Below are 24,322 nucleotides of genomic sequence, written 5' to 3' on the forward strand. Positions count from 1 at the left end.
TTACACCCCCACCTTGTTTTGTTGTGGTTTTGAGTTGTTCACTTTTTGCTCAAATTCATGACGGAAATATTTTAACGCACTCATGAGTGGCTCCATCGCCCCTGGGGCATGAGCACAAAAGGTTTTGCCAAGCCACAAATCTCGTGTCAGCTCGGAGAGTTTGTCAATGTCGTCCGCTTGGGCTTGTCCGTTATCCATGGCATCAAGGATTTTAACGCCCCACGGTAAGCCATCACGGCAAGGGGTACACCAGCCACAACTTTCACGCTGAAAAAACTGTTGTAGATTTTTTGACAAACTCACCATGTCTTGGCTTTCGTCCACCACCATCATCAAGCAAGTACCCAAACGACTACCCGCCTTCATGATGGGGTCAAAGTCCATCACCAAATCCAAATGCTCATCACTTGCGGTTAAAAAGTCGGTACTCGCCCCACCTGGTAGCCACGCCTTTAAGCTAAGCCCCTCTTGCATACCCCCTGCCAGCTCTATTAACTCTCTTGCGGTATGACCAAATGGCAACTCCCAAAGCCCTGCATCTTTGACACGCCCTGACACGCCCATGATTTTGGTGCCAGGGGTGGTGGATTTGCCCTTGGCTTTTGGCAAATCCAAATACCAATCCACCCCATTTAACAAAATGGCAGGCATGTTGTTTAGTGTCTCAACATTATTCACCACCGTTGGGCGACCCCACGCCCCTGAGACTTGGGGAAATGGTGGTTTGGTGCGTGGGTTGGCACGCCTGCCCTCCAAACAGTTAATGAGTGCCGTCTCTTCACCACAAATATATCGCCCCGCCCCTGTGTGAACATGCAAAGTAAAGTTAAACTCTGTCCCCAAAATCCCATCACCCAGCAAGTGATTGGCAACACACTCATTAATGGCATTTTGTAAGCGCTTGGCAGCTAGGACATATTCACCACGGATAAAGACATAACCCACGCTCGCCCCAATGGCATAGGCACTGATGAGCATGCCCTCAATGAGCTGAAAAGGCAGACGCTCCATCAATAAGCGGTCTTTGAATGTGCCAGGTTCCATCTCATCGGCATTACAAATCAAATAACGCACGCCCCCATCAGGCGGGGTCATGAATGTCCATTTTAGCCCTGCGTTAAACCCTGCCCCACCACGCCCACGCACATTGGCGGTTTTTATCATCTCGCCGACCTCTTTGGGTGATTTGGTCAAGGCGTTTTTTAAGCCAACAAAACCGTCCAAGGCTTCATAATCTGCCAGTGTCAGCAGTGCATCATGATGATACAGTCGCCATGTCAAAGGGTGCGTAAGTGACGTTGGTGCTTGCCCGTCCGTCAGTCCCACGCCCCAAATTGGCGTTTTTTGGCGGTTAAGCTGGCTTGGGGCAAGTCCATTTTTACGAGCGTCAATCTGTTCGCTGACATTTGGCTTATTCATACATATTGCTCCAATAATAGACCGACCTCGGACGGCAGCACAGGGCCATAAGTGTCCTCATCAATCAGCACACTTGCCCCTTTATCACAATTTCCCAAACAACAAATTGGCAACAGGGTAAACCTGCCATCAGCTGTGGTTTGCCCAAACTCAATGCCCAGCTGTGCCTTAAACTCAGCCAAAAGCGTCTCATAACCTGTCAAATAGCAAGCAATGCTATCACAAACCAAAATCACATGTCGCCCAACAGGCAAGCGATAAATGCGATTAAAAAATGTTGCCACCCCCTCAACATCTGCCACACTGATGCCAAGCATGTTGGCAATGGCGACCACTTGGGCATCATTGACCCAGCCGTTACGCTTTTGCACAAGTTTCAAAGCATCAAGCACGGCGGCACGGGCTTGTGGATAATGATGAATGTGATGATGAATGCCATCAATTTCTTGGGGCGTTAAAATGGCGTGAATGTCCACTTTGGGGGTTTTGTCGGTAACAATTTTCATGGTAACCTTTTGTATTTAAAATTCTAAAACATTGTGCCAATGATTTAATAACGATATTTAATATCAATATTTAATAACGACATTTAATAACGAGTTAAGGCATTTAATAATGAATTAAAGTTTAATTAAACCTGAATGCCCAATTTTTAGAGCCAATACCAATAAAACAATAAAAATTAACATTTTAAAAAAATTTGGGCTAATCTTAGCTCTCAACCAAATGCCAACATACAATCCAATAATAGACAATACGGACAGTAAAAATATTAAACCGTATTCACTCTTACTTAATAACAAATACTGGTCTTTTAGCATATATATTTGAACAATTTTCGCCAAAAGATAGCATAGGTTGCTTGCTTTTGCGATGCGATTTTTATCCTCTGTTTCACTCAGCAAAAATATTAACAATATGGGGGACATGGCATTGGTTGAACCGCCAATAATGCCTGCCAAAAACCCAAACAGAACCATATTTTTATTATTGGCAACCACTTGAATATTTTTTGCTTTTGCACATACATTTAAAATACCATTGACAGAGTAATACAATGTAATGACTGCCATCAGTAAAAACAGCCAAGACACTGGAAGTATCAAAAGCAGCTTTACCCCCAAAATGCTGCCAACGACGCTACCGATAGCAAGCAATTTATAGGTTTTTAAATAATAAACAATCTCTTGGTAAAACCCTTTTTTGTTATTGCTACATAGAACCAACAAGCTCATTAACAGGCTTGGTAATGCCACCAAGGCAACAACCTTAGACAATGGCATGATAAAAGCCAATGCGGTTGTACCAAGCATCGGAAATCCCATGCCTGTAATTCCGTGCAGTATGGCGGCAGCAATAAAAACAATGGATTGTATTATTTCTTGCATGACCGTCCTGTATAAATGCCTATTTAATAGCTCTTAGACTGATTGTTAAATCACCATCAATCTTTGGAAAAAAGGCAGTTACCTATCACAATCTGCCATCACAATATCAATGCTTGCCAAATAAATAATCGCATCAGACACCAAAGAGCCGTTAATCACGCTGGGCATCTGCTGCAAATGGGCAAAGGTTGGCGTGCGAATGCGTGTGCGATAGCTCATGGTGGATTTATCGGATATGACATAATAGCTGTTAAGCCCCTTAACCCCCTCTACCATGCACGCCGACTCTCCTGCTGGCATGACAGGCCCCCATGATACTGATACAAAGTGGTTAATCAGCGTTTCAATGTCTTGTAAGGTACGCTCTTTTGGCGGTGGCACAGCCAGTGGATGCTCAGCCTTATATGCCCCAGATGGCATGTTATTTAGGCATTGCTCAATGATGCGTAGACTTTGGCGAATCTCTTCAATTTTAACCAAACAGCGGTCATAGGCATCACCGTTATAAAACACGGGAACATCAAACTCAAAGTTTTCATAACCCAAATACGGTCTCGCTTTACGCAAATCAAACTCAATGCCCGTCGCCCTTAGTCCTGCCCCTGTTACGCCCCACGCCAGAGCATGTTTGGCATCATATTGGGCGACATTTTGCGTGCGTCCTTTTAGCACGCTATTGGTCATGGTTGCCTTGACATATTCATCTATCCGTTTTGGCATCCAGTCCAAAAACTCACGCACCAACCGCTGCCAGCCATTTGGCAAATCGTGAGCCGTACCGCCTATCCGAAACCACGCAGGGTGCATGCGATAGCCTGTTACCGCTTCTATGACATCATACGCCTTTTGACGGTCAGCAAACATATAAAACACAGGGGTCATGCCACCAGCGTCTTGGATAAATGTACCCCAATAAAGCAGGTTATTGGTAATCCTAAAAAACTCGCTCATCATGATGCGAATGATATTGGCACGCTCAGGGGTGGTAATGCCTGCCAGTTTCTCCACCGCCATGATATAAGGCAACTCATTCATCACCCCACCCAAATAATCAATGCGGTCGGTATAAGGAATGAACGAATGCCAAGTCTGACGCTCCGCCATCTTCTCCGCCCCACGGTGGTGATAGCCAATGTCAGGGATACAATCCACAATCTCCTCACCATCAAGCTGCAACACCAAACGAAACGCCCCATGAGCAGATGGGTGGTTTGGCCCGATGTTTAAAAACATAAAATCCTCATCGCGCCCAGAGCGTTTCATGCCCCACTCTTCTGGTACAAAGCGTAAGTTCTCTTGCTCAAACTCTTGTTTGGCGGTGTTTAAAAAATAGGGCGTAAATTCGGTGGCTCGTGCGTGATATTCTTTGCGTAATGGGTGTCCCTCCCAATATTTGGGCAATAAAATGCGTGTCAGATGCGGATGCCCATCAAACACCACCCCAAACATGTCCCACACCTCACGCTCATACCAGTTGGCATTGGGATAAATCTTGGTCGCAGATGGGACATGCTCACCTTCTTTTAAAGCAACCTTAATGCGAATGTCTGAATTTCGCTCCAAGCTCATCAGATGATAAAACACCGTAAAATCACTGTCAGGCAAGCCATGGCGGTACTGACGCAAACGCTCATCAATGGCGGACAAATCCACAAGCATGACAAAGGGCTTGGGCAATGTGCGTAAAAACAGCAAAACATCAAGCAGCTCATCACAAGCCACCCAAATGGTTGGTATGCCGTCTGCCGTAGATTGTGTGATATAAGTATGGTTGTTTGCGGTCAATTCTTCCAACACGCCAAAATCATGAGTGTGATTTATGCTCATTCGTATTTACCAATTTTTTAAAAGTATAAAAATTTACGCATTTTTGAAATTTTTATTTACTCAGCCATATTTAGGTGATGAGGGTAAACTTAAGCAGCTTAAAACGCATCATCTTGGCTACGCAAGTTGACCGTAGCAATGCGGTCAGCCATCTTGCGGTCTCGTTCGGGTGTCATGATAGGTTGGATAACGCCTTGTTCATTCAGATGAATGCCCAGCGGACGGCGTTCTTTTTGAATGCTCTCTTGTAATAGCATGATGGCTTGAATGAGTGCCTCAGGTCTGGGCGGACACCCCGGAACATACACATCCACAGGCAAGATTTTATCCACCCCCTGCACCACCGAATAAATGTCATACATGCCGCCAGAGTTGGCACACGCCCCCATGGAGATGACCCATTTAGGTTCTAGCATTTGTTCATACAGCCTGAGAATCACAGGTGCCATTTTGACAAAACACGTCCCCGCCACTATCATCACATCAGCTTGGCGAGGGGAGGCACGAATGACCTCCGCCCCAAAACGAGACAAATCATGCACGCCTGTCAAGGTCGTGGCATACTCCACATAACAACAGCTTGTGCCAAAGTTAAAGGGCCATAAGGAGTTTTTGCGACCCCAGTTGGCAAGGTTGTGCGTCAAATCGGACAATCTGCCCAAAAAAACATTTTTATCCACCTCGGCTTGGGTGATATCGTCAATGATTTCACGGCTTTGTTGTGGGTATTGCTTGGTATGTTGGTTTGGTTTGGTGAGCGTATATTTCATCGTCTTAATCTTGCTGGTTAATAAACTGGCGTTATTTTAGATTTGGTTTTGGATTTATCCAAATGACTGCCTTAGGATTGCAAATCAGATTTTACCCTTGATTTATCATTGCCATCTGCTCTACTGTCTTAATGGTCAGGATTGTTTCTTTTCTTAACACCAAAAATCAGGCAAATGATTACTGAACCCATGAATACAAAATTATTAGAAACAATTGCTGCTATCATAAAAATTATGGCAAGCATGGCAAACATCCAATCAATTTTATACCCTTTTATTATCATGAGCACCCCTTATCACTTAAAAATCACCCATACCAACAAACACTGTCAATCAATTGGCGGTGCTATTATGAGTTAAAATCTTGGGTGGTTACCTGGCCTGTGGTATTAATGTGGTCAATGTTTGTCATCTGTTCGCTGTCCTTGTCAAGCACCGCTTGTAAGCCTTTACGCCCTGCAAAAATCCGCCCTGATGACTGGGCAGGGACTTTTCCTGTGGGGTCGGTGTGCAGTTCATCAATACCATGAAAAGCGGTAATGGCAGTCAAATCAAAGTCAGCAGGACGGCTTAGAATGCGTTTTTTCTTAATGCGTTTATCGGCAGGCGCCCAGTTCATCGCACCAAGACGCATTTCATAGACAAGCCCCACAAATAAAATGGCAATAAAAACAAAAGCACTGGCAAACCCTGCCCAGCCTACTTCACGCACACTCACCGCATAGGCATACAAGTACAAGGCCTCTAAGTCAAATATCACAAAGAAAATCGCCACAAGGTAAAATTTGGCAGACAAACGAATGCGAGCCGTCCCTGCTGAAACCACGCCTGCTTCAAAGTTTTCTTGTTTTTGAGAACCGCTTGAACGCCCACCCAATAGGCGTGGCACGACAAGCATAAAGACGACAAGCCCTAAACTGGCAAGTAAATAGACAATGGCTGACCATTCGGCTGGCATAATCACCCCATGTGATCTCAATTTTATAAAATGGGGATATTATAACACACTTTACAAAATTACATCATTTTAGCAATGAATTTATCCCAAGAAATCATTTCAAATGATTATGGTGAGATTTTTTCAACAAATGGTATACCAAAATCTATCCAAACATATTTAAGTTGTATTATCAACTAAACCAATTGCGTATCAAAGCCTGCCTCTTCAATTGCTTCAACGATTGCTGGAACATCGCAGTCTGACTCATCATATGCCACCACCGCCAAGCCATCTTCTAGACTGACAGAGATTGCCTCAACGCCAACCACCGCTTGTAAGGCTTTTTGGACGCTACTGACACAGCCACCACAAGTCATACCTTCAATCTTAATCTTAATTTGTTTCATAGCGTATCCTTTTATTGTAAAAAATTACTGATTAATCACATCTACACCATTTGGCGGCGTGAAATTAAACTGCGTTGCTGGCAATTTTTTATTTAAAGCAATATTACTAAATTGAATGGTTGTGGTCTGACCAATAGAATCTTGAAGTACCATCATCACGGGACGGCCGCCATTAAAGCTTAATGATAGGCTACCAAAATTAGCATTACTGGATTTGGGTGTTAAAATAAAGTAGTTTTTATTCGCATCAGGTTGGCTGACATTAAAATGGCGATCAATTTGGCTTGGATCGCCTGACAATAATAATGCGGGTACTTCTCCGATTTGACTGCCAACCGATTGCCGAGTTGCTTGTTGCAAATCTTTATCATAAATCCACATGGTATTACCATTAGCGACAATCAACTGTTCGGCAGGCGATTTGGTTTCCCAACGGAACTGATTTTGACGCTGAACGCCCATCATGCCTGTAAAATTGGTTTTTTTATTGCCTGCTTGTGTAGTTTGGCTAAAGTTTGCCGTCATCGAGCGAATGCCTGATAGTTGGCTGTTTAAATTTTTGGTAGCCTGTGATTGAGAAGCAGCGGCAGCATGGGCAACTGTTGTCAAAGCGACAGGCATCATAACAGATGCCATAATAGCACCACTGATAACGGCGTTTACTACGGCGGTTTTTAGGGTTGAAGTTAACATAAATTTCCCTTGATATTCTTGATATAATGCTATGCGATATATTTGATAGCATCTATTTTTATTTTGCCAAATCACTGTATGACAATCTACATAAAAAATGCAAATAAACTGATTAAATAGTTGCGATATGTAGCAATTTTGATAAGGTTGTAAAGGTTGCCAAAATGCGTCATTGGCTGATTCGGTTTTAGGTATGGATAAAATACCAAACACCAATCATCACAAATCAACCAATCGCCCATAAGCTGGCACTACGGTAAAAGACGCATGATTTGCCACTCATCACCTTGTTTGGTGTATGCCATACGATCATGCATACGCCCAAGACGACCTTGCCAAAATTCGGCATGGTCGATGATTAGCTCATAACCGCCCCAAAAACTTGGATAAGGCACATTTTGAGTATGCTGCCGCTCTAGTGCCAAGAATTTTTCTTCCATTGTTTGGCGATTATCAACAACGCCGCTTTGTGGTTGGCTCACCCAAGCACCCAGCTGGCTTTCTCGTGGACGCTTGGCAAAATAAGCTGCTGATTTTTCGGCCGAAACTTTAACCATTTGCCCACTTAAACGAACCTGACGCTCAAGACTGTGCCAAAAAAATAACACTTCAGCATTAGGATTGTCAGCAATATCCTGACCTTTGGCACTGTCATAATTGGTATAAAATACCACACCTTGCTCGGTGAGCTCACGCATCAACACAATACGAACGCTGGGGCGATTATCACCGCCACAAGTTGCCAAGCTCATCGCATACGGTTCAGGCAATTTGGCAGCGACCGCCTCATCAAACCAAGCACGAAACAAAGTCAATGGATTGCTTGGCAATCCTGTATCAGCCAAACTGTATTTTTCATAGGATTGTCGATAATCGGTTAAATCCATTCAAATCTCCTCATTGTCATCACAAATCACCCAAACTTGCCAAAATAGTTATTTACCACACCCGTATCTCATAGAGCTTATGGGCTATAGTACTGACAAGTTACATACTTATTGTATATTAATGATATACTTGACATTTTACCAGTTACTTTTATGTCAATTCATTTAAGCCAAAACACGCCGAACTTCTGCCGCTAATTTTTGGGCAACCTCTTGGCATACCGCCTGATTTTGATGCTCAACCATCACACGGATGACAGGTTCGGTACCTGATTGACGAATCAGCAACCGACCTTGGTCAGACAGCTGTTCTTCTGCGTTTTTAAAGATGATATTTAGCTCATCGTTATCATAAGGGTTGCTCATTTGAGTTAAGCGTACATTAATGAGCGTTTGGGGAAAAGGCGTATAATCCAAAACCAACTCTCTTAAAGATTTGCCTGTTTCTGCTATGCAGCTTAGCACCTGCAAACCTGCCACAATCGCATCTCCAGTACGGCTTTTATCCAAGCATAAAATATGACCCGATGGCTCGCCGCCGATACTCCAGCCTCGCTCTTGGAGTGCTTGCATAACATAACGATCGCCAACCTGAGCTCGGTAAAATCCAATCCCTTGATTAGCCAACGCCAGCTCAAGTGCGACATTACTCATCAGCGTTCCTACCACGCCTACAGGCTTAAGGTGTTTGGCAAGAATGTATAAAATCCCATCACCATCAATAATGTTTCCTTGATTGTCTGCCATAATAATGCGATCGCCATCACCATCTAGGGCAATGCCAACATCTGCACCATACTCACGCACTGCCGCCTGAATAATATTAGGATGAGTTGAACCACAGTTGTCATTGATATTAATGCCATTTGGTGTGTTATGAATTGCAATGACTTGTGCACCTAATTCTTGAAGTACTCTGGGAGCAACACTATAGCCTGCACCATTGGCACAATCAATCACAATTTTAAGATTGGATAAATTTAGATGATACGGAAAACTTCCCTTGCAATACTCAATATATCTACCATTGGCATCGGCGATACGGTGATTTTTACCAATAGCGTCAGCTTTAATGCCCTCTAGGCGAGCCAAACTGGCATTTGTATCATCAACCAAAGCGGTTAATTGATCATTGATGGCATTTTGCATCTCATCAGAGATTTTTTTGCCCTCATGATTAAAAAATTTTACGCCGTTATCTTGATATGGATTATGCGATGCTGAAATGACCACGCCCATATCCGCATGAAAGCTTTTCACCAAATGAGCAATTGCAGGCGTCGGCAGTGGTCCAAGCATATGCACATCAACGCCTGCTGCGTTAAATCCTGCCTGCAATGCCGCCTCGATGACATAGCCTGACAATCGGGTATCTTTGCCAATCAAGACGCTTGGGCGTTTATTGAGCGATTGACGCATTAAAACCTGACCTGCACCAAAACCTAAGCGTAATAAAAAATCAGGTGTGATTGGAAAAACTCCAAATTGTCCACGAATACCATCGGTGCCAAAATAACTCATCATTCATCCTTCTTAAAATACAAAATTGGTGTGATTAACTTAAGTACAGTTAATATTGATGACTTCATGTGAGAGCTAAACTTAGGGATAAATGACAGCAATATCCCAAAATTGATGATTTATCATGAAAATTATAGCATATTTTAAGACAATAAATGACTAAGAAACATCAAACCTTGGTGGATTTGTTGCGGCTTGTGTGTTAAATACTGGAAAATTTACCCAAAGTCATGTATGCTTGATTAATACAAACCATAACTATAACTAACTGGCGATGAATCATAGTAATAAAAACACTCAATCAGGATGATCTTATGACACTCACTCAAATTCATCAGCTAAATAAGCTGCCCAAATCCATAAAAACTGGCAAGCCACTGTTACATTTTGTACATGCCAATGGTATTCCTACACCAACATATCAAGTCATGCTAGATAGGCTTGCCAGATATTTTACCATCGTGTCAATCAATGAATTAGGCACACACCCCAACTATCCTGTTGATCATCACTGGCAAAGTATGACCCATCAAGTCGGTGATAGCATTGATGATGCCTGCCGTGAGCATGGCGTGTCAACACTGGTGGCAGTTGGACATTCTTTGGGTGCCATGACGACCTTACAGACATTGATTGCTAACCCAAAACCCATCAGCCAAGCAGTTTTATTAGACCCTTCTTTGCTGACAGCTCGTTCTGCTTTTTTATATCATGTAACTAAGACGATGGATAAATACATAGGGCGTATTCCAAAATTTCAATACCATTTGATTGATCAATTAACGCCCGCCCAAAAATCCAAATACCGCAAAGATATCTTTGATAGCCGTGATGACGCATATCAAGCCCTAAGGCATAAGGCTTTGTTTGCATCATTTGATGAACGCAGTTTTCAAAATTATATCAAATACGGTTTTAAGCCAACGGCGGATGGCAAATATACGCTAAGCATTCCCAAATCTGTAGAGAGTGCAATTTTTCGCACCATGCCATCACTGTATTGGCTAAAATCCATCTCACCTGCCAAGCCAGTCGCTTTAATTGCAGGTCAAGACAGCGATTTTACCAAAATTGGCTCTTATGACGATGCCCACAAAAAATTTGATATACCTGTTTATTATGTTCTAGGGTCGCATATGTTTCCGCTTGAGTATCCTGAACAAACCGCTGATGATATCCTAAATACACTCATTGAACAATTACAGCTTGAATGTCACTAACGCCCAAATCCATCGCCTTATTACCCAAATACCCAGCAATCATCGCACTGTTTCTGATGATTGCGATGATTGCAAGTATGTTTGTTCTTCAATACGGCTGGTTGTTATTGCTTAGCGGTATTAATGAGCTGCTCAATCCATCTTTTATTGCCAAAAATACGCTGACAATCATGTCATTGATATTAACCGCTGTCAGCTTGGTATGGATCATTGTGATTTGGCAATATCTGCGTATCAAAACTATGGGTCATACGACCAAAACAACCATCTTAATATGGCAATGTTATTTTGGCTTTCATGCCATGAATTCAAAGGCGTTTTTTAAAGCTTTGGCGATTTTATTGGTTGGTATCATCTTATCAAGTGGGTTTGTTGCCATACTCAGCGATTGGCTAAAACCCATGCCATCAATTGATGTCAAAAGTTTGGTTGATGACAGCACGCCCATGTGGTTATTTGCACTGTTGGTGCTAATTTGTGCCCCAATCTATGAAGAGCTGATTTGTCGTGGGCTATTTTGGCGATTGGGTGAGGATATTTTTAGCCCCTTTTTCACCCAAGAGCGACACACAAATATCGCTGTTAGTTTATTATCCAGCGGTATTTTTTCTTTTTTGCACTTTCAATATAATTATATTGACCTTGTGATGATGGCGACACTGTCATTAATACTTTGCTATACACGGCTGTCTACACAATCAATTTTTGCACCAATGCTACTCCACAGTATCAATAATAGCTTAGTGCTGCTTTTGATGATTTTTTCATAAGCCAATCTGTCAGCGATGAACCTATTGACCATTTTGGGATAAAACTCGATCGCCTGACTGATAAATCTCATCGACCGTCAAAACAGACTTACCGCTTAGATCTTGACGCCAGCGTCTCGCTCCTGCCATGCCTTGAAATAACCCCAAATAATGGCGTGTCAATACCGCAAGATTCACACCTTCATCAGCACGCTTTTTTAGATAGCTGATTAAATTTTCAAAAATTTGGCGATGACTGGGTGGCTGACTGCCCCATAAAAGATGACACTCTGCCATCAAATACGGATTGTGATAAAATGCTCGCCCAATCATCACGCCATCGACCTTTGCCAACTGCGTCTTAATATCATCCAAATGGCTAATGCCACCGTTAATCTCGATGGTCAAATCGGGGAAATCTTGTTTCAGCCGATAAACCTCTTCATATCGTAATGGCGGAATTTCTCGGTTTTGTTTGGGTGATAATCCTTGAAGCCAAGCAATGCGAGCATGGGTAATAAAATGCGTGCAACCTGCCTCTGCCACCGTCTGCACAAAATCACGCATAAATTCATAGCTATCACAGTCATCAATACCAATGCGATGCTTAACGGTAATCGGTTTGTCGGTTTCATTTTTCATGGCACGCACCATATCAGCCACGACTTGCGGTTCTGCCATTAAACATGCACCGATTTTATTGTGCTGCACCCTATCTGAGGGGCAACCGACATTGATATTATACTCACAATATCCAAAACCAAGTGCTTCGGTTACACGAACCGCTTTAGCCATCTCGTCTGGATTTGAGCCACCCAACTGCAACACAACAGGCGACTCGGTCGGATGACACCGAAGATGATGCTTGGCATCACCTTTTAAGATGGCGCTGGTGCTAATCATTTCAGTATAAAGATGGATATTTGGGTTAAAAAGCCTTGCAAATGCCCGAAAATCCATGGTGGTATAATCAATCATTGGGGCAAGGCTGATGCGTTTATTTGTCATCATAAGCGTGAGATAATAGGTTTATATTGATTGACCAAAGTGATAAAATTGCGACTGGTGATGTGGCCAATCTCTTCGGCAGATTTTTGATAAATCTTTGCCAAAGCTTCTGCCACATATGGCACAAAGGTTGGTTCATTATCACGGCCACGCTTAGGAACAGGTGCCAAATATGGGCTATCGGTCTCAATAAGCACCCTATCTAAAGGCAATTTGGCAGCGACCTCTCTTAGGTCTTGTGATTTATTAAAGCTTAAAATGCCCGAAAATGAAATATACAGCCCCATATCCAATGCACGCTTGGCAAAGGCATAATCTTCGGTAAAGCAATGAATAATGCCATGTTCGCACCGCTCAGCTGTCAGCACCTCTAAAGTATCCTGATAAGCGCTGCGAGTATGTACAATAATGGGCTTTTTAGCGGTCTTTGCTGCGTCAATGTGTGCAGCAAAACTGTGTTTTTGGGCAGATGATTTATCCTTGTCCCAATAATAATCCAGCCCCGTCTCGCCAAATGCCCAAACTTTTTCATGATCACGCTTTAGCAGTTCATCAGGACTGACGGCAGCCAGCGTATGTTCATCTTGGCAAGGGTGAACACCGACACTCATACCAATATCAGGCATGGTATCTGCTGACATCTCAACCCAAGCGTGAATATCGTCATATTCAGACAACTGGCACATGATTGCCATGGTACGCCTCACGCCTGCTTGGTACATGGCTTTGAGCAGATTTTCAGGTCTGTTATCATAATGGTCAAGCTTTAGATAAGTCAAATGTGCATGACTGTCTGTATACATGATTTGCCCTTGATAAGTATTGGTTAATCACTTTGGCGTAACCTAAGTGATGCTAATTGGGGCGTATTTTATCATGTCTTGGGGGTTTTTTCATGCTTTGGGGTTGTTTGGTCATGATTTTGATGCACTGTAATGGATTGTGATGGTAAAGCATGTTCAATATGGTAACTTTCTAAAAATTTTAATATCTCCAAAATCAGTACCGATTGTTTGGCATAAAAATCTTGAGCACCATCAGCATCAATATAAGCACGCATCTCAATGACATAACACTCTTGACGCAACTGCTTAATCCAAACTTGATTCCATTCATGGTTGGTCAGCCGATGCGTTGCCAAGAATTCTTGTAAATTGGTTATCATTCGCTCAATTTCTGCCAAATCAGCGGTACGCTTGATGAATAAATCATGCAAAAAATAAAACATATCCCTTGCAGTAAAGTTTTCAATCTGTAGCGATGAAAATTCGCCATTTGGCACAGTCACAATTGTGCGGTTTAAGGTGCGGATACGAGTTGAGCGAATGCCAATATCAATCACCGTGCCTTCATAAGTACCAAATTTACAATAATCCCCCACATACACAGGGCGGTCGGCAACCACCACAACCGAACCGATGAGATTTTCAAGCGTTTTTTGGGCACCAAAAGCCAGTGCCAAACCGCCCACCCCCAGTGCGGCGATGCCTGTGGTTAAATCAAACCCAAGATTACCAAAAATTAAAATAACCGCCAAAATAATCATCAAGGCTTTGGCAACTTTTCTAAGTAGATTTAAAATAGAAACCTGTTCAGGGCGACCTCGTTTTAATGAATTTGCCTCAGCACGGCGAAAAATACCATCAAGCAGACGAAGCATCAGCCAAGCGGTCGCACCCCAAGCGACAATATCCTTAATCCGACCAAATGAACTTCGCAATGTCAAAGGCACGCCAACACTAATCATAATTATCGGTAAGATTAATGATAAAACCACCAAAGACAACGGCATAATCACACTGGGCATAATGCGAAAAGGCTTTTTGGTGAGTGTGGTATAAAGCCCCTTACTCACCCAATACAAAATCCATACCGCCAAATTAATCGCCAAATATAAAACCGTCACAAGCAGCACCAATGCTGAAAGCTCAAGCCAATATTTGGTTTGAGCGTGTGTGGTATCATCAGACAGCCCAAGCCGTTCTGAAAGCGTTTGGGCGTGTGTGGTCATCTTGGGCAATGATGACAAGGTCTGTGATGACACTTGCCAAAATACCATGTCATCATCAGTCACACGGCGATTGAGCAAAATGTCAATATGCTCATTCATCAGATGAAGCTCGCCAACTTTATCAATATCACTTGGCAAATTATCCGACAAATCGCCTTCGCTGGCATGACTGATTTGTAAATCTGGATACAGCTTGCCACCTGCATCTAATGCAACCACCAAATGCTCAACAATCTCACGATTGGGCGTTTGGGTTTTTGCCAAATAACGACCGTCCAAATAGTTGGCAGCCAGCTCATAGTCTTCTGCTGCAATTGCACGCAATAGCCCCTGAACTGCCCCTCGTGGCGTTTCACGACCAAAGCTATCTACCATGGTTTTGGTTGGATTTTCTTGAGAGGTCGGCAACAACTTGGCAGTAGCATGGCTTGGCGTTGTTATTATCATTAACAGAACCATCACCACGCCTGACAGCACCATACCGATTTTTTTGGCCATCTTTTGCACAATCACTCACCATAGCTTTATTGACAGACTTAGCTTTTTGCTAACCATAACGCATTATAAGTTAAATAATCATGAAAAACCATGACCAAAAATAAACCTGACTTTTATGAAATAAAATTTAATTTTAATTTAATCATTAATGTTACAACACCACCAAATGACAAGCAATAATTAAGAAATAATTAAGCAATAATAATGGCAGATAATGAAAACTCATCATCTGCCATCGTTGCTATCAATCATTGGCATGGCTTGGGCGTATCATCTTAATCATTCATATTTGATTAAGCATCCACCCCATCAGCCGAACCAAGCATTGTGTTTAAATTACTGCTTAACTTCTTGTTGTTTTCTTGCACCAAAGACCACAGATGCACTACTGTCTTTGTTTTCAGCATCATTGCTCTTGTAGGTAAATGAGCCACCAAGTTCATTAGCTTGTGGACCATAAAAGCCACCTGTAACTACAGCATCTTTCACAATTACTCGACCGCTTTCAGTGTTCTTACTGTCAATCTTTAACCCACCTGTTTTAATGTCTGGTGTATTGGCTTTACCACTAAAACCATTGCCATCAATCGTAGCGGTAATATCAAAAGCAGATTTACCATCACTGCTCGTATTTGGAATAAGCTTACCAGTTAGACTTTTTTTAGCAAAGTCTACATCAAACTCGGCACGGTTGGCATTATCAGCAAATTTTTGAGCTTCATAGCCTTTGCTGGTATTACCAGAGCCTGTAACATAGCCTGCCCATGTACCACGATATTTAGCATTTCCTGCAACTGGTATGGCTTTATCGCCTGTGGTAGCTGTACGATTACCCTGTAAAAATACGCTATTACTATCACCGATACTCAGTGAGCCAAATTTTAGATGCTCAAGATTGCTACAACAAAATTGTACCTGAACTTTATCATTCACCGTCAAAGGCTCTCCTGCTTGATTACTGGTGATGGCTGGCTTTTCTTTATCAATGGTTTTTACAAAATCATTACCTTGAGTAAGGTCTATCACAGTAGAACCCAAGACCAATTTATTAATATTGCCAAAATTATCCAGTTCTTTTTTACTGTTAGCGTTAAAGGCGGGGTTGGTCGTACCAGATTTATTAAATGTCCCAAGTGCATAGGCATCTAAGATGGCTTCGGTTTTTTCCCCAGCTTTACTCTCTCGTTTAGCACCAAAGACGCCAAAGAGTTTGTTGTCATCGGTTAAGAATTTACCTGCCAGCTCCTCGCCTTTTGGTCCATAAAAACCGCCTTCTAGCCTATTTTTGGCATCACTGGTAAAGGGGTGTTTGGTTTCGCTTTCTTTTTCTTTATCGCTTGCGGTGGCACTGCCACGGAAGCGGTTACCGTGGATACTAGCATTGATGTCATAGCGTTTGGTTTTCTTAACATCGCCCTTATGGCGGTCTTGTATGTTACTAAACAGCTCACCTGTTAGGCTCTTTTTACTAAAATCTACCGTAAACTCACTGCTATGACCATATTCACCGCTATGACCAGCAGGGGCAGAGTCTTCTTTGGTTAATAAGCGGTTGTATTCATCTTTTGAAGATGCCCCATACCACCAGCCTGCTTGATAGGTTTCTTGCACTTCGCTAAAGCGATTTTTTTTGTTGGCAACATCAGTCATAAAGTCCCAATGTCCTTTATATTTGACCGCATCTTGTGTGGGCAACTCTTTGGCAGTCGTTGAGCCATTATAAAACACACCGCCCACAGGGCCTGAATTCCAAAGTTTTGGATCATCTGTTTTTCTGACGGTTAGATAGTTGCCATCATTTACCAAGTAGTAACCGTAATCAACATATTGTAAATCTCGTGTGGTTGCTTTGGTTGTTTTGTCATTTGAATGGGAAGTTTTCGCTTGTATTGATGATAATACTTGCTTAAACTCAGGGCTTTTACGCACAGCTTCTTTGATTTGTTTGGCAAGTTCTTCATTGGAGATTTTTTTATTACCTTTCTTAATGCTTTCACCAATGGCATTTTTATCCGCTTGATCCATTTTTGCCATATAGCCATCAAGTAATTTATTTTCCACATCTAACGAAAATGGCAATGGTGATTTTTCACCTTTTGCAACTTGTTTTTTACCGTCCAAGGTAATGATATCTTTTTCATTTAATGGCGTGTCTTGTCGGTCGTATAGATTAATTTTACTCAAAGCCATGCCATAACCCATGGCAGGTTCTTGAATGGATGAAACTTTATCTTTTTCATTTTTCTCAGTTGGTACATCTTGATATTTTGGTTCTGGTGTGTTGGCACTGCCTGTACCAGAGTTTGCATTACCTGAATTACCTGCATTGCCTGTACCAGAGTTTGCACCGCCAGTACCGCCTGTCTTGCCTGCATTATCAGTACCGCCAGCATTACCAGTGTTGCCAGTATTACCTGAACCGCTAGCATTTGGAATGGGCGTAGGAGCAGGTGGATTTGAACCACCACTGCCACCACAAGCGGTTAATAAGACGGCAGAGATTGCCACACACAGTGTGGTTAAAGGAATGTGTTTCATAAAATAATCCTCTGATGGGTTGATGGTATTATCTAAAAAAGTCTGTTAATGCCTATTTTGGCATGTTGACAATGTGCATTTGGCGTATTTGTTTGGGCATTGATGATAAATGCGTTTATGATGGACAAAATACGGCAAATTTACATTGATAAATAATAACATAAACAATAACAATTATCATTAAATTTGTAATCTTTTTTCTTGATTTTTTCTTGATATTGTCTATGATGGTACATTTTTTTACAAAAAACAAAAGTAGGGCATGCTTATCCCATCAAAAAATGCGACTAAACTCAACAAACATTTGATTTTTGTGATAATTTGCCTTGATGTCATTGCTTTTATTGATGTTTGTGCTGATGGTCAGCCGTGGCGTGATGCCCCATTTGTGAATGTCTCTGTGCCAAAGCGATAAAGACGCTTGCATCTGTTTATCATGGCGAATTTGTCCACCGCTGGTTAGGTTTGCTCCTTGGTAATGGCGTTTGTTGATGCTGATTTGGGCACGGCTTGAAAGACCGCCCGCCCATTCTTGCCCCCACGCTGTGCGTATGCCACGGCGTTGATAGCTGTCAGATGGGTCTTGTGGCACTTTTTCATCATAAAAGTCTGCCCCCAAAAGATAATAGCGTGTGGCATTTGGGTAATAAATCAATGAGGTACTGTATAAAGTGTTATTACTGTCAGCCCTAGGCGTCCGATGGTTGGTTAGGCGTGATATGTCTATGGCGTTTAGGCTTTGAAATTTTGGGTTGATTCTATAATCAACCGACATGCGTATGCCGATGGTGTCGGTATAACGCTCATGCCCATAAAATCTTTTTTCACCATAGGTCTCAATGCTAAGGTCTTTTTTGGCATCAGCAAAGCCCAAATTTGCCCCCAGTCTGCCCCAATGGTCGTTGTATTTTTTGTGATTTTGATGATGTTTGCCATAGATTTGGGCGTTCGTTCCCACATATGCCCCTTTGGGCAAAGACCACTTTTTATCCGCCCCCAATTGGTAGCTTAGGGTGATGGCGTCAATGGGTTTGTCAAAAGTCCATTGACCTTGCGTGGTGTTTTTGGGGGTTTGATTGATGTTGTCTTCTTTGGCCAGATTCATGCCTACTTGCCATGTCCATGAATCTCGTTGTTTTAACGCTTGTCTGTACTGCCCAACAACCTGCCGCACCTCCTCTGGCAAGTTGTCAGCATGTAATTTATTAAACTGGTCAAGGGCGGCTTCATTTTGTTTGTCCATAAATAATGCCCTTGCCAGATGAAAACGCACCACATTATATTCAGGCATGATGGCGATGATGCGACGCAGCTCATCAATGGCTTTTTTGGCGTTGCCCTTATCCAAAGCAGCCAAGGCATTGGCATACCCAAGTAAAATGCCATTTTGATGGTCTTTGGGCAGTTTTTGATAAATGGGCAATAATGCGTGAACGCCTGCCATATGATTGGTCATGACAGCAGAATTTAGGGCGTGATTGAGCAAATCAGGGTTATCAAGCAGTAACGCCTCATCGGCGATGAGCGTATCTTCGGCAGGATTTGGTGTTTGTGCCAGTATTGGTTCTATTTTTGGTGTTAATGCATCATGGGACAATAACTCAGGCTGAGCATGGTTAATGATGGGTTCAAGGGCGGTGATTTCTTGATTAATTGGCTCTTGATTGTCGGTGCGACCATCATCGGCATGGCTGATATGAGCGATTAGAAAAGTCAAGCCAGCCATAAAAATTTTTATGGGTGTTTTGGTGGGGGTGAATGTGGTATAAACAGGCGTGATTGTCATGACAGCTCCTATCAAAAAAGCGAGCATATTTTACCATTTTTTATGGTATTTAAAAATACAAATATGAATGATTATTAATTAATTTACAAAATTAGTCGCTTAATTGGCATCTGACTAACACAAACTGGCGATAAATAAGATGCCATTGATGGTTTTTACTCATTCTTTGATACAGTATAACGCTTTATTCATATTATCATTAGCCATAAGGTTACAAATTAGCCATCAGTTTACAATTGATAATAATGACCGACAATTGTTTTACAAATCATCTATGAAACACTACAGACATCTGGGGAAATATGCGTAAAATATGAAGCCTGTTTACCGTCTATGATTGATATAATTTGTGATTGTTTGATTGATAAAATTTATACTAACATCAAACAAACATTACGATTAAAAAAATAGGTCAATAAAATGATGATCATAATAGACCATCATAGAACAAACAGAGCATTGTGCCTATTTGTCATTGGGCAAAAGGCATTTAACCCACTTGTGATTAATGGTTATCACGACACAGTTATTTATAACGATTGTTTATAACGATAAACATGAATTACAATGATAATAATTAGGAAACTACTATGAAAAATTTAACCAATAAACTGTTGGCTGGTGTGCTAAGTGCTGCTGTTTTGTTGCCTGTCGTTGGTATCTCTACCACCGCAGTTGCTAACGACCGTATTAAAGCACAAGCTTATGGCGACAGTAACTTTGCCCAAAATCGTCAAAAAGCCATTCAAATGCTTGCTGCTCGTGGCTATCAAGTCGGCGATATAGAAGTTGATGACTTTTTAGGCAAGCCTGTCTTTGAAGTAGAAGCCTATAAAAACGGTGCTGAGTATGACATCGTTCTTGAATACCCATCACTTAAAATCATCAAAGAGCAGCGTGATTACTAATAAATTAATCGCTAATAAATTAATGACTAATCTGAGTGATGACCGCTAAGAGCATACTCAGCGATGATAAAATAAAGCCCTCATGGTAGATGGGGGCTTTATTCATTGGTTGATTGGGATTTGGCATGCCAAAATCACATCAAAGCCACTGGTTAAAACTTCATTTCAAGTGCCAATTGGTAATTGCGTCCAGGAGCGGCATAGCGACCATAATGCTTATCTTGGCTCAGTCCTGTATGCTGATTGACCGCCCCTTCTGCTGTTTGGCGTAAAGCCTCCCAAGTGGTGTAATAGGTATTAAATACATTGTACACGCCAGCACGCAAGGTAAAATTATCTTTTATGTTTACATAACCTGACAAATCAAGTGTTTGCCACGGCGTGGATTTTGCTTTGGTGGCTTGTTTTGTTTGAATGTTGCCATTACCTAAGTTCTTATCTGCCAAAAGCTCGCTTGGATTTTTGGCATCAGAATGGGTAAATATGGCGTTTGCTCCCCACTTTTGGCTTGGGGCATCATAGCCAAGCCCCACCACATAACGAGATGGCTGAATGGCATCAAACAGTATGTTTGTTCCTGCCAAAGTTGGGTTTAAGGTTTTTCCTTTAACATCAACTTTGTTATAAGCCAGTGTTGAGTATAATCCATAGGGAAGGCGACTATTGACAGCGTTTAGGTCAAGTCTGCCAAGAATGTTAATGCCTGTCAAATCAGCATCTTGTCCATTATGAAAGCCCAAATCACCTTTACCACGCTGTTTGCCTGCATTATCACCTTGGGTTAGGGTTCTAATCTCTTCACTTTTACCAACAATCAAATCGGTATAGCGATTTTTAAAATAACTAACCTCAAGACTGCCTAAGTGGTTATGTAAAGTCGCTCCGATTTCTTGGTTAAAGGATTTTTCAGGTTTTAGCTTGGTTTGATGGACAGTCTGCTGACAAATGTAATAAAGACCCTTACAGCCATGTTGCGTGCCTTTACCGATGGTTACGCCAAAGCGTTCGCCATACATTTCAGAAAAACTTGGCATGCGAAAGCCTTGCGAGCTTCTATAAGCGATGTCCAGCCAATTGGTGGGCTTGACGACCACGCCAAAATTCCAAGACAGCTGGTTGCTGGCACTGTTGTCTACCAAAGGCACATCAGATTTGTGTTTGATTCTGTCATAGCGAGCACCCAGCCCCAAATCAACATATTTATTGATGGTCATGTTGTCTTTTAAAGCGATGAAATAATTATCACCACTGATGTGGCGAGTGGTTGAGCAATCAGCATAGCTGTTGGTCTCGCTATATTTACATTTGTCATCTTTGACCACAGTTGCTTGATTTGGCTGATAGATATTATCCGTGCCTTTATTGGCATTTTGTTGGCTGTTGTCATTAGTCCAACCCGCCCATTCGTTGCGTAAATCTTTATAAGCATTAAAGCCCAGTCTGTCTATCTCGTCGTATTTTTCTTGCCCCAAACTTTGTTTGATTTTCTCAAAGGGTTTTAGGGTGCTGTTGGGGTTTTGTTTATCATATTGGTCAATGATGGCTTGATAATCAATCTTATCGGTATTGGTTTTTTGGTTGTATTGCTCTATGCCTTTTTTGATGGCAAAATTTTGATAAGTGCTGTTTTTGGCGTTACAAGCCTGTGGATGGTCATGACCATAACCATAAGCATCAAGGCAAATGGGTTTGTTGTTTGAACCTAAAATGGGCTTAAACTTATCTGGCAAAGGGTTACTTGGTGGGGTGTAATCAAGTTTTTGATAAGATTGATGGGTTGCCAAACGATAATCTTCACGGCTCAGGCTTGAATTGAATTTATCATAGCCAACTTGCAGGTTGATGTGATGATGCGTACTGCCCAACGCCATTTTTTTGTTAAAGACAGCTTTGATTAAATTGTGCTGTTCTTTGTAGGCATTGTTATCCACCTCTTTTACCGAAAAAGGTTTATTGACATCAGGCGTACAATTTTTGTCAATGTGCGGATAGGTTGAACAGTGCGTGTTGGTCAGCTGGCTGCGTAGCGTAATGTCTTGCTTATCATAAGACACACGCACATCATCAAACCATTTATTTTCACCTTTGCTGTCATAAACATATTCAAGCCCTAGGCGGTCTTTTTGGTGTTTTTCATCATAAAATACGCCATGAGCATAGTTGATGCCATAACCTGAATTTGCCCCAATGGCATCACGAATGCGTTCACCAAGATTATTGCCTTGATAATAGCCATTGGCTTGGGCATGGTTGCTGAGCCTTGATTTTTCAATGTCATGAACCGTCAGATAAGCAGGCACAGTTTTATCTTGCATGGCGTAGTTTTGTTTGGTGATTTCATACACACCACCGACATAGTGCTTATCGTTTAGCTGATAACCTGGGCGAAGCAGTAAGGATTTGCTGTCTTGGGTGAGTGGGTTTGGGATAAGGCGGTTAGGACCTGTATAATCTTTGACATTGACCTTATCACGCACATTGGTTGGCTTAGCTTGGAGTTTGGTTTGACCGCCAGCAGCACACGCCTCATAATTACCATTGGCACATTCATTTGCTATTAAAAATTTTGGGTTATTTGGGTCAGTGGTTGCCACCGCTCTATCAAAACTTTGGCTACCCTGATAGGCATCATCATGTGCCTTGTATTCTTGACCACGGCGGTCGGTGTAGATGATAAGACCGCTAAAAGAACCTGCCTTGCCTGCTGCTGCCACAGAATTAACCCATGCGTTATTTTTACTGGCATAGGCGGTTTTGGTCTGCACGCCCCAATCTTTACCATCTTTGATGATGTCATCGGCGGTTTTGGTAACAAATGCCACAGAGCCAGATAATGCCCCAGAGCCGTATTCACTTGAATTTGCACCTTTACTAATCTCAACGGAGCGGACATTTTCGTATTCTATTTCGTTGATTGCCCCACCTGCGGCATAATTTTTGCCTGCCACAGGGCCTTGTAGGGCATAGTGCTGGGCTTGATTGATGCCATCAACCAATACCGCCACACGATTTTTATCCATACCACGAATAGAATAGCCTGAGCTTGCCCCACGACCTTGCTCAACCACAGCAATGCCAGGGTCATAGCGTGTTAAGTCTCGAATGTTTAGCACTTGTTCTTTATTGATGGTCTCGGCAGTTTTGACCACCTTACCAAGCCCTGTAACTTCGTTGGCTTTACGGGCGTTTTTCTTCGCTGTTACAACAGTTTCATCCAAGACAACAACAAGGTTTGTCTTATCTGTTGCCTCCGCCTTATCGGCCGTTGTGTTTGCCAGTGCCACCTGCGTGATGTTAAGCAGACCCAAAGACAAGGCACTAAGTTTTAATACTTGTTTGGATTTTTTGGATTTGTTGTTTTGTTTTGATTGATTCATCAATGACCACCTGTTGGCTTTTGCACTTTGATACACCGATACACCCCAACCAATCACAAGGCAGGCATCAAATTGCAGATGCCAAAAACCATCTGTTTATGAGCGTGTATCGTTTTTAAGAACTTAATTGTTTACCAAAATAACCATTTGCTTGCTAAAACCACCCAACCAAAGTGATTAATTTTTGATTTTAGTGTATAGTTTGTAAAAATAAGTAAAATTATAATACAAATACAAGTGATAATACAAACCATTTTGTATCAATTTTATCTACCATAGTGAGATAAAAACCCAAAGCCAACCATTTTTTACTCTATTTTTAAAATAAAGTAAAAGCATTGTTAAAAAATTATAATTAATTAAGGATAGCCAACA

The 24,322-nt window shown here is 42.0% G+C and carries 19 protein-coding genes; 3 read left to right on the forward strand and 16 right to left on the reverse strand.

Features of this window, described 5'->3' with window-relative positions; all coding sequences use genetic code 11:
• The 10 genes from nuoF to glmM form a co-directional block, all read right to left on the reverse strand.
• On the reverse strand, positions 1–1,419 hold the full coding sequence (nuoF, locus tag A4U55_RS03435; protein ID WP_013107842.1) for an NADH-quinone oxidoreductase subunit NuoF: 1,419 nt from the start codon (positions 1,417–1,419) through the stop codon (positions 1–3).
• Positions 1,416–1,925, reverse strand: coding sequence for an NADH-quinone oxidoreductase subunit NuoE (gene nuoE, locus A4U55_RS03440; protein ID WP_003671579.1), 510 nt, complete (start codon positions 1,923–1,925; stop codon positions 1,416–1,418). Before nuoE ends, nuoF begins: the two co-directional genes overlap by 4 nt.
• 114 nt (positions 1,926–2,039) lie before the next feature.
• Entirely contained in the window at positions 2,040–2,807 is a 768-nt protein-coding gene (locus tag A4U55_RS03445) for a sulfite exporter TauE/SafE family protein (protein ID WP_013107841.1), read from the reverse strand.
• 78 nt (positions 2,808–2,885) lie between these two features.
• Complete coding sequence (gene nuoC, locus A4U55_RS03450; protein WP_063454012.1) at positions 2,886–4,634, reverse strand: NADH-quinone oxidoreductase subunit C/D; 1,749 nt, start codon at positions 4,632–4,634, stop codon at positions 2,886–2,888.
• Between the two features lie 98 nt (positions 4,635–4,732).
• Entirely contained in the window at positions 4,733–5,404 is a 672-nt protein-coding gene (locus A4U55_RS03455; RefSeq protein ID WP_003667625.1) for a NuoB/complex I 20 kDa subunit family protein, read from the reverse strand.
• Positions 5,405–5,753: 349 nt separating this feature from the next.
• The gene (ndhC, locus tag A4U55_RS03465) at positions 5,754–6,362 is read right to left on the reverse strand and encodes an NADH-quinone oxidoreductase subunit A (protein WP_003656554.1); all 609 of its coding nucleotides are present in this window, start codon (positions 6,360–6,362) and stop codon (positions 5,754–5,756) included.
• A 176-nt stretch (positions 6,363–6,538) separates the two neighbouring features.
• Complete coding sequence (locus A4U55_RS03470; protein WP_003656558.1) at positions 6,539–6,751, reverse strand: heavy-metal-associated domain-containing protein; 213 nt, start codon at positions 6,749–6,751, stop codon at positions 6,539–6,541.
• A gap of 24 nt (positions 6,752–6,775) precedes the next feature.
• Positions 6,776–7,444, reverse strand: coding sequence for an outer membrane lipoprotein chaperone LolA (gene lolA, locus A4U55_RS03475; protein ID WP_003673744.1), 669 nt, complete (start codon positions 7,442–7,444; stop codon positions 6,776–6,778).
• 251 nt (positions 7,445–7,695) lie between these two features.
• Entirely contained in the window at positions 7,696–8,331 is a 636-nt protein-coding gene (gene pdxH / locus A4U55_RS03480; protein ID WP_003659443.1) for a pyridoxamine 5'-phosphate oxidase, read from the reverse strand.
• A gap of 165 nt (positions 8,332–8,496) precedes the next feature.
• Positions 8,497–9,852 (reverse strand): phosphoglucosamine mutase, encoded by a 1,356-nt coding sequence (gene glmM, locus A4U55_RS03485; RefSeq protein WP_003664408.1) that lies wholly within the window; start codon positions 9,850–9,852, stop codon positions 8,497–8,499.
• A 314-nt stretch (positions 9,853–10,166) separates the two neighbouring features.
• Here glmM and A4U55_RS03490 point away from each other — a divergent pair, with 314 nt between their 5' ends.
• Positions 10,167–11,072, forward strand: coding sequence for an alpha/beta fold hydrolase (locus tag A4U55_RS03490; RefSeq protein WP_038519782.1), 906 nt, complete (start codon positions 10,167–10,169; stop codon positions 11,070–11,072).
• Complete coding sequence (locus A4U55_RS03495; protein ID WP_063454014.1) at positions 11,063–11,842, forward strand: CPBP family intramembrane glutamic endopeptidase; 780 nt, start codon at positions 11,063–11,065, stop codon at positions 11,840–11,842. Before A4U55_RS03490 ends, A4U55_RS03495 begins: the two co-directional genes overlap by 10 nt.
• Before the next feature lie 21 nt (positions 11,843–11,863).
• Here the strand turns inward: A4U55_RS03495 and dusA are convergent, their stop codons facing one another.
• The 5 genes from dusA to A4U55_RS03525 all read right to left on the reverse strand — a co-directional run bounded on the left by dusA (position 11,864) and on the right by A4U55_RS03525 (position 19,662).
• Complete coding sequence (gene dusA, locus A4U55_RS03500; RefSeq protein WP_003667631.1) at positions 11,864–12,832, reverse strand: tRNA dihydrouridine(20/20a) synthase DusA; 969 nt, start codon at positions 12,830–12,832, stop codon at positions 11,864–11,866.
• On the reverse strand, positions 12,829–13,632 hold the full coding sequence (locus A4U55_RS03505; RefSeq protein WP_003659436.1) for a TatD family hydrolase: 804 nt from the start codon (positions 13,630–13,632) through the stop codon (positions 12,829–12,831). The genes dusA and A4U55_RS03505 overlap by 4 nt, the downstream gene beginning before the upstream one ends.
• 71 nt (positions 13,633–13,703) lie before the next feature.
• Positions 13,704–15,347 (reverse strand): mechanosensitive ion channel family protein, encoded by a 1,644-nt coding sequence (locus tag A4U55_RS03510; RefSeq protein ID WP_063454092.1) that lies wholly within the window; start codon positions 15,345–15,347, stop codon positions 13,704–13,706.
• Between the two features lie 327 nt (positions 15,348–15,674).
• Complete coding sequence (locus tag A4U55_RS03520) at positions 15,675–17,876, reverse strand: transferrin-binding protein-like solute binding protein (RefSeq protein ID WP_063454015.1); 2,202 nt, start codon at positions 17,874–17,876, stop codon at positions 15,675–15,677.
• Positions 17,877–18,150: 274 nt separating this feature from the next.
• Positions 18,151–19,662, reverse strand: coding sequence for a surface lipoprotein assembly modifier (locus A4U55_RS03525; RefSeq protein WP_063454016.1), 1,512 nt, complete (start codon positions 19,660–19,662; stop codon positions 18,151–18,153).
• Positions 19,663–20,252: 590 nt separating this feature from the next.
• Between A4U55_RS03525 and A4U55_RS03530 the strand changes: the two genes are divergently transcribed.
• Entirely contained in the window at positions 20,253–20,570 is a 318-nt protein-coding gene (locus tag A4U55_RS03530) for a PepSY domain-containing protein (RefSeq protein WP_003656585.1), read from the forward strand.
• 152 nt (positions 20,571–20,722) lie between these two features.
• Here A4U55_RS03530 and A4U55_RS03535 read toward each other — a convergent pair whose 3' ends face one another.
• Complete coding sequence (locus A4U55_RS03535; RefSeq protein WP_063454017.1) at positions 20,723–23,947, reverse strand: lactoferrin/transferrin family TonB-dependent receptor; 3,225 nt, start codon at positions 23,945–23,947, stop codon at positions 20,723–20,725.
• Positions 23,948–24,322 lie beyond the last annotated feature (375 nt).

Source organism: Moraxella catarrhalis, assembly GCF_001632285.1.
Taxonomy (GTDB): Bacteria; Pseudomonadota; Gammaproteobacteria; order Pseudomonadales; family Moraxellaceae; genus Moraxella; species Moraxella catarrhalis.

Excerpts from the sequence above, each read along its gene's own strand:
- pdxH (WP_003659443.1), bottom strand. The coding sequence starts at position 8,331 with ATGGATTTAACCGATTATCGACAATCCTATGAAAAATACAGTTTGGCT.
- lolA (WP_003673744.1), bottom strand. The coding sequence starts at position 7,444 with ATGTTAACTTCAACCCTAAAAACCGCCGTAGTAAACGCCGTTATCAGT.
- nuoC (WP_063454012.1), bottom strand. The coding sequence starts at position 4,634 with ATGAGCATAAATCACACTCATGATTTTGGCGTGTTGGAAGAATTGACC.
- dusA (WP_003667631.1), bottom strand. The coding sequence starts at position 12,832 with ATGATGACAAATAAACGCATCAGCCTTGCCCCAATGATTGATTATACC.
- A4U55_RS03470 (WP_003656558.1), bottom strand. The coding sequence starts at position 6,751 with ATGAAACAAATTAAGATTAAGATTGAAGGTATGACTTGTGGTGGCTGT.
- A4U55_RS03520 (WP_063454015.1), bottom strand. The coding sequence starts at position 17,876 with ATGAAACACATTCCTTTAACCACACTGTGTGTGGCAATCTCTGCCGTC.
- A4U55_RS03530 (WP_003656585.1), top strand. The coding sequence starts at position 20,253 with ATGAAAAATTTAACCAATAAACTGTTGGCTGGTGTGCTAAGTGCTGCT.
- A4U55_RS03490 (WP_038519782.1), top strand. The coding sequence starts at position 10,167 with ATGACACTCACTCAAATTCATCAGCTAAATAAGCTGCCCAAATCCATA.
- ndhC (WP_003656554.1), bottom strand. The coding sequence starts at position 6,362 with ATGCCAGCCGAATGGTCAGCCATTGTCTATTTACTTGCCAGTTTAGGG.
- A4U55_RS03505 (WP_003659436.1), bottom strand. The coding sequence starts at position 13,632 with ATGTATACAGACAGTCATGCACATTTGACTTATCTAAAGCTTGACCAT.
- glmM (WP_003664408.1), bottom strand. The coding sequence starts at position 9,852 with ATGAGTTATTTTGGCACCGATGGTATTCGTGGACAATTTGGAGTTTTT.
- A4U55_RS03455 (WP_003667625.1), bottom strand. The coding sequence starts at position 5,404 with ATGAAATATACGCTCACCAAACCAAACCAACATACCAAGCAATACCCA.
- A4U55_RS03495 (WP_063454014.1), top strand. The coding sequence starts at position 11,063 with ATGTCACTAACGCCCAAATCCATCGCCTTATTACCCAAATACCCAGCA.
- nuoE (WP_003671579.1), bottom strand. The coding sequence starts at position 1,925 with ATGAAAATTGTTACCGACAAAACCCCCAAAGTGGACATTCACGCCATT.
- A4U55_RS03445 (WP_013107841.1), bottom strand. The coding sequence starts at position 2,807 with ATGCAAGAAATAATACAATCCATTGTTTTTATTGCTGCCGCCATACTG.
- A4U55_RS03525 (WP_063454016.1), bottom strand. The coding sequence starts at position 19,662 with ATGACAATCACGCCTGTTTATACCACATTCACCCCCACCAAAACACCC.
- nuoF (WP_013107842.1), bottom strand. The coding sequence starts at position 1,419 with ATGAATAAGCCAAATGTCAGCGAACAGATTGACGCTCGTAAAAATGGA.
- A4U55_RS03535 (WP_063454017.1), bottom strand. The coding sequence starts at position 23,947 with ATGAATCAATCAAAACAAAACAACAAATCCAAAAAATCCAAACAAGTA.